The sequence below is a fragment of the Lyngbya sp. CCY1209 genome (assembly GCF_055795065.1).
Window position 1 is genome coordinate 1 of record NZ_JAYFER010000126.1, and the last position, 5,707, is coordinate 5,707.

Annotated in this window: 5 protein-coding genes; 4 read left to right on the forward strand and 1 reads right to left on the reverse strand. The window is 54.0% G+C overall.

Annotated elements, in window-relative coordinates; translation table 11 throughout:
- Window positions 1-231: 231 nt before the first annotated feature.
- On the reverse strand, window positions 232-1,026 hold the full coding sequence (locus AC0QHF_RS00965; RefSeq protein ID WP_324702312.1) for a cyclic nucleotide-binding domain-containing protein: 795 nt from the start codon (window positions 1,024-1,026) through the stop codon (window positions 232-234).
- 252 nt (window positions 1,027-1,278) lie between these two features.
- On the opposite strand from AC0QHF_RS00965, the gene AC0QHF_RS00970 reads away from it, so the two are divergent.
- The 4 genes from AC0QHF_RS00970 to zds all read left to right on the forward strand — a co-directional run bounded on the left by AC0QHF_RS00970 (window position 1,279) and on the right by zds (window position 5,542).
- The gene (locus AC0QHF_RS00970) at window positions 1,279-2,325 is read left to right on the forward strand and encodes a sulfate ABC transporter substrate-binding protein (RefSeq protein WP_324702313.1); all 1,047 of its coding nucleotides are present in this window, start codon (window positions 1,279-1,281) and stop codon (window positions 2,323-2,325) included.
- 203 nt (window positions 2,326-2,528) lie between these two features.
- Entirely contained in the window at window positions 2,529-2,945 is a 417-nt protein-coding gene (locus AC0QHF_RS00975) for a hypothetical protein (RefSeq protein ID WP_324702314.1), read from the forward strand.
- A 105-nt stretch (window positions 2,946-3,050) separates the two neighbouring features.
- On the forward strand, window positions 3,051-3,911 hold the full coding sequence (gene cysW / locus AC0QHF_RS00980) for a sulfate ABC transporter permease subunit CysW (protein WP_324702315.1): 861 nt from the start codon (window positions 3,051-3,053) through the stop codon (window positions 3,909-3,911).
- A 161-nt stretch (window positions 3,912-4,072) separates the two neighbouring features.
- On the forward strand, window positions 4,073-5,542 hold the full coding sequence (gene zds, locus AC0QHF_RS00985; RefSeq protein WP_324702316.1) for a 9,9'-di-cis-zeta-carotene desaturase: 1,470 nt from the start codon (window positions 4,073-4,075) through the stop codon (window positions 5,540-5,542).
- Window positions 5,543-5,707 lie beyond the last annotated feature (165 nt).

Below are 5,707 nucleotides of genomic sequence, written 5' to 3' on the forward strand. Positions count from 1 at the left end.
AAATCGCCAAGACACATGGAAGTTTCGGGTTCTGTTCCACGAACCGAACTGTAAACACACGAGCGCTCATTGCTATAGCTTTGACTTTTCGGGTATTTAACCAGATTCGCTATAATTAGCAATTCATCGAATTTACAGGTTCGTTTTGGAAACTGAGTCCGAAACTCGGATTCCAAGGTCATTTCTATTCCCTACTTCCTACTCCCTACTCCCTAATCCCTACTCCCTCCCCTATCGCAGCGGCCACCAGGATACTTTGTCGCGGGTGGCGCTGTAGATTTCTTTGAGGCCTTCGGGGTCGCAGACTCTCAGAATGTCGTCGGAGGAATCGTCGCTTTTTGAGGGGAGTATTAACCCCTCTTTTCGCATTCCTTTGATGACTTGTTCGACGGTGCGATGGTTGAGTTGGGCGGCGCGGGCGATGATATCGACGGGCAAATTAAAGGTATAAACGCCGTCGGTTTGGGGCTGGTTTCCGAGCGATCGCTCTTGATAGATGAGCGCCCTCAGCAGGGCTGCCACCGCCTGGGGGGGATGGGTGCTGCAATTGAGCAGGTGGTATTGGAATTTTTCTCGCAGTTCAAATAGGTAATCGTAGCGATCGCGAAATGTCTCGTTTTCGGCGTGCAGGATTTGGATGATATCGATGGAAATCTCGATCGCGTCGGTGGTTTTGTAAGCCTCTACCAAACTGGGGAAGGCGCGGCTCACCCGCCCGTAACCCAGGGCCAGGTTCCGCATCCCGAAACAGTTTCCCGGGTAGGTGAGGGCGATGATGCGATCGAGGGGGGCACTGCGAACCACCACCGGACCGCCACCCGTCACCGCGTAGAGGGATTCGATGGAAGTGTCGGGCTCAAAAGCTGTGTAAACCGGACGGCTCGAATACAGCTTTTGGGGCGTCACCTTGCCTTTGGCCAAGGCTTCCGACAATTCCGCCCCGTCCAAACCGCGAAACAGGTAGTTTCCCCGACTCAGTTCCCCGGCAATTCCCTCGATTGCTGCGGGTTTCGCTGGCTTTGCCATTGCCACTCAGTTGTTCTCCACTCTCAGGATACAAGATTTGGATTTGAATCGCAAGTGTATTGCAAAACATTTAAACTTCAGTTACAATTCAATCAGAACAGATTTAGGCTACGCTATCCCCCCCGCCCCCATCCCCCCCAACCCCCCTTTGTAAGGGGGGAGATAAGGGGGGAGCCGGACAGAACTGAACCCGTAAAATTGCCATAAAATCCGGTATCCCTATCTGGGAACCGGAGATTTAGGAACAGACCCATGAAATCCAAATTCCGCCCGAAATGGCGGCGCCGTCTCGCCCTGTTGTTGGTGGGAATTGGTGTCGGCACGGCGATCGCATCCTGCGACAGTAACAAAACTGCCAGCGATCGCGTCGAAATCACCCTGGTTTCCTACGCCGTCACCCAAGCCGCCTACGAAAAAATCATTCCCGAGTTCGTCGCCGACTGGAAAGCCGAACACAACCAAGATGTCACCATCCGCCAAAGCTACGGCGGTTCCGGTTCCCAAACCCGCGCCGTCATCGACGGTTTGGAAGCCGACGTCGTGGCGTTGGCCCTGGCGTTGGACGTCCGAGAACTCGAAAAAGCGGGGCTGATCGAACCCGGATGGGAAACCGAGGCCCCCAACAACGCGATCGTCCACCGTTCCGTTGCCGCCCTCGTCACCCGGGAGGGCAACCCCAAAACCGTCGAAGATTGGGACGATCTCGCCCGCGACGACATCCAAGCCATCACCGCCAACCCCAAAACCTCCGGGGGAGCGCGTTGGAACTTCCTCGCCCTGTGGGGGAGCATCACCCAAACTGGAGGGGACGAAGCGGACGCCCTCGCCTTCGTCAAACAGGTTTACAGCCAGGTCCCCGTTTTGCCGAAAAACGCCCGGGAAGCCACCGAGGTTTTTTACCAGCAGGGACAGGGAGACGTTTTGATCAATTACGAAAATGAAGTGATACTCGCCCGACGCCAGGGCCAAACTTTACCTTATATTATTCCGGAAACCAACATTTCCATCGACAACCCGATCGCCGTCGTCGATGCGAACGTGGACAAACACGGAACCCGGGAAGTCGCCGAAGCCTTCGTGCAGTATCTCTATACCCCCGCCGCCCAGCGGGAATTCGCCCAAGTCGGCTTCCGCCCCGTCAACGATGCCGTCGCCGCGGAATTTAGGGACAAATATCCCGATATTCCGAACCTTTTCACCGTCGAAGATTTGGGCGGGTGGGATGGGGTTCAAACCCAATTTTTTGGCGACGGGGCGGTATTCGACAAAATTCAAGCGGAGGTGGGGCGATCGGAATAGGTAATATAGCAGTGTGAAATGATGAGTGAAAAGTCGATCCAGTCAAAGCCCCCAGGATTGGGGGTTTGGGGGCCGGACAATTTGACAAATGGTTCCACATTGCTATAGGAGGGGAGCGATCGGTTTTCCCAGGTTGTGCCACCGCCGCAGTTTGTTCTCCAATTTCTAACTGCTTGATGAGTGCGATCGCGCCCAAAGGAACCATGACTATTACATTGTCAAAATCCAAACTATTTGTTCACCAATTTTTCCCAAAAATTTCCTGGTACTGGTGGGGGATCGGCGGCTATCTCAGCCTGATGTTATTGCTTCCCATTCTCGCCCTCACCCTGTACGCCGGAAACCTGAGTTTTTCGGAAATTTGGCGCATCGCCACCGATCCCGTGGCCCTGTCCGCCTATGAAGTCACGTTTACGACCGCATTTTGTGCCGCCGCCTTCAACGGCATCGCCGGGGTTGCCGTCGCCTGGGTTTTGGTTCGTTATCGCTTCCCCGGAAAGCGAATTTCTGATCGCCCCCGTGTTAATTTTCCAGCGTTTGGAACAGTTCGACTATGCCGGGGCTGCAGTCATTGGCACGGTGATGTTATTGGTTTCTCTGCTCTCTCTTGTGGCAATTAATTTGTTGCAAAGCTGGGGGAATTCGGCGGGGATAAAATAGGGACATTAAGCCAGTTGAGTTTAATAAGAAAACCACAGAGGCACAGAGGACACGGAGAAAAAATTATGAACATTTTATTCAATCCTAAAGAATGGATTCAACCGGCGCGATCGCGAACCTCTCAGACCCCGATCGCAAATTTTGAAATTTTCCTGGTTTTAGCAGTTTTACTTTTTATCATTTTGGTGTTATTTATTCCGGCTGTTAATATCTTTTTTGGTGCATTTGAAAAAGGTTGGAATGGATTTTACTCCACTTTAATTTCGCCGGGATTTTTGCACGCCGCAAAATTGACCCTGCTTGTCGCCGCGATCGTCGTTCCCCTGAATGTCGTATTTGGGCTGGTTACAGCCTGGGCGATCGCCCGCCACCGCTTCCCCGGACGCACATTATTATTGAGTATTATTGACCTACCTTTTTCCGTTTCCCCCGTCGTTGTCGGGCTGATGCTGGTGTTGTTGTACGGGCGCCTGGGGTGGTTCGGTCCGGCGTTGGAATCGGTGGGGTGGAAGGTGATGTTCGCCTTTCCGGGAATTGTCCTGGCGACGGCGTTCGTCTGTATGCCTTTCGTGGCGAGGGAAGTCCTCCCGGTTTTGGAAGAAATTGGCACCGAACAGGAGGAAGCCGCAAAAACCCTGGGGGCGAATGATTGGCAAACCTTCTGGCGGGTGACGCTGCCCTCGATCCGCTGGAGTTTATTGTATGGCATTGTCCTCACCAATGCCAGGGCGATGGGGGAATTTGGCGCCGTGGCGGTGGTGTCGGGAAATATCATCGGAAAAACCCAGACGTTGCCCTTATTTGTGGAAGAAATGCACGTCCAATATCAGACGACTTCGGCTTACACGGCGGCGGTGGTTTTGGCTAGTTTGGCGATCGTCACTTTGGTATTGAAAACACTGTTGGAAGGGAAGACGGGAAAGTGATGGCGGTTGTCTGTCCGCCGCGATACAGTCGAATCGCCTTACCGTTTCATCACCTCATCCCCTCTCGGCGCGGGGGGCAACCCCGAGCGGACGGAAAACTAACGGGTGCGATCGCTTTTTTGTTACAATTCGTAAACGAACCGTTAAGGATAGAGTAAAGAATGCGGGTTGCGATCGCAGGAGCAGGATTGGCCGGCATGGCCACGGCCGTCGAGTTGGTCGATGCCGGACACGAAGTCGAACTATTCGAGTCCCGTCCCTTCGTGGGCGGGAAAGTCGGCAGTTGGGTGGACAAAGACGGCAATCACGTCGAAATGGGGCTGCACGTCTTTTTCGGCTGCTACTACCAATTATTCGATTTGATGAAAAAGGTGGGTGCCTTTGAAAATCTGCGACTCAAGGAGCACGTCCACAACTTCGTCAACCGGGGCGGCGTCACCGGAAGTCTGGATTTTCGGTTTCTGACAGGCGCCCCCTTCAACGGCCTGAAAGCATTTTTCACCACCTCCCAACTCTCGGCGACGGACAAATTTCAAAATGCGATCGCCCTCGGAACCAGCCCCATCGTCCGGGGTTTGGTGGACTTCGACGGGGCGATGAAAACCATCCGAGATTTGGATAAAGTCAGTTTCGCCGACTGGTTCCGCCGCCAGGGCGGTTCGGAGGGCAGTCTGAAGCGGATGTGGAACCCCATCGCCTACGCTTTGGGCTTTATCGACACCGAAAATATCTCCGCCCGCTGTATGCTGACGATCTTCCAATTTTTCGCCGCCAAAACGGAAGCCTCGGTATTGCGAATGTTGGAAGGTTCCCCCGCCGAATACCTCCACAAACCCATCGTTGACTATTTGGAAAAACGGGGCGCAAAAATTCACCTCCGCCGCCGGGTCAGAGAAATTCAATTCGCCGACATAGACAGCAAAACCCAAGTCACCGGCTTAGTTATCGCCAAAGGAGAGACGGAAGAAACCGTCGTCGCCGATGCCTACGTCTGCGCCTGCGACGTCCCCGGAGCGCAAAAAATGCTCCCGGAAGCTTGGCGGAAATGGCCGGAATTCGACAATATTTATAAACTCGATACCGTCCCGGTGGCGACGGTGCAACTCCGCTTCGATGGCTGGGTGACGGAACTGCACGACGCAACCAAACGGAAGCAGTTGGAAACGGCGGCGGGGATGGATAATTTACTCTATACCCCCGATGCAGATTTCTCTTGTTTCGCAGATTTGGCGTTAACCAGTCCGGGGGATTATTACCGGAAAGGAGAGGGCTCGCTGATGCAGTTGGTATTGACTCCCGGCGACCCGTTTATCAAGGAGAATAACGAGGCGATCGCCCACCACGTCCTCCAACAGGTTCACGATTTATTCCCCTCTTCCCGAGAATTAAATATGACCTGGTACAGCGTCGTCAAACTGGCGCAGTCCCTCTACCGAGAAGGCCCCGGAATGGACCCCTATCGCCCCGCCCAAAAAACCCCGGTTCCCAACTTTTTCCTAGCCGGAAGTTACACCCAACAGGACTATATCGATAGTATGGAAGGGGCCACTCTATCCGGGCGTCAGGCGGCCCGCGCCATCTTGGAAACGGCTCCAAACCCGGTCAAACCGGCCCCGATGACCGCAGTTTAACCCCCTCAAATCCTGTGGGGGCAACCTTATAGGGTTGCCCTCCGATTTCGATTTCGTAGGGGCAACCTTATAGGGTTGCCCTCCGATCTCCCTCCCAATCAGAAGGCAGGTTGCCCCTAAAATCAGAAGGCAGGTTGCCCCTAAAATCAGAAGGCAGGCACAGAG

What these genes read in the sequence shown, in the direction of transcription:
- AC0QHF_RS00975 (WP_324702314.1), top strand. Translation starts at nt 2,529, where the DNA reads ATGACTATTACATTGTCAAAATCCAAACTATTTGTTCACCAATTTTTC.
- AC0QHF_RS00965 (WP_324702312.1), bottom strand. Translation starts at nt 1,026, where the DNA reads ATGGCAAAGCCAGCGAAACCCGCAGCAATCGAGGGAATTGCCGGGGAA.
- cysW (WP_324702315.1), top strand. Translation starts at nt 3,051, where the DNA reads ATGAACATTTTATTCAATCCTAAAGAATGGATTCAACCGGCGCGATCG.
- zds (WP_324702316.1), top strand. Translation starts at nt 4,073, where the DNA reads ATGCGGGTTGCGATCGCAGGAGCAGGATTGGCCGGCATGGCCACGGCC.
- AC0QHF_RS00970 (WP_324702313.1), top strand. Translation starts at nt 1,279, where the DNA reads ATGAAATCCAAATTCCGCCCGAAATGGCGGCGCCGTCTCGCCCTGTTG.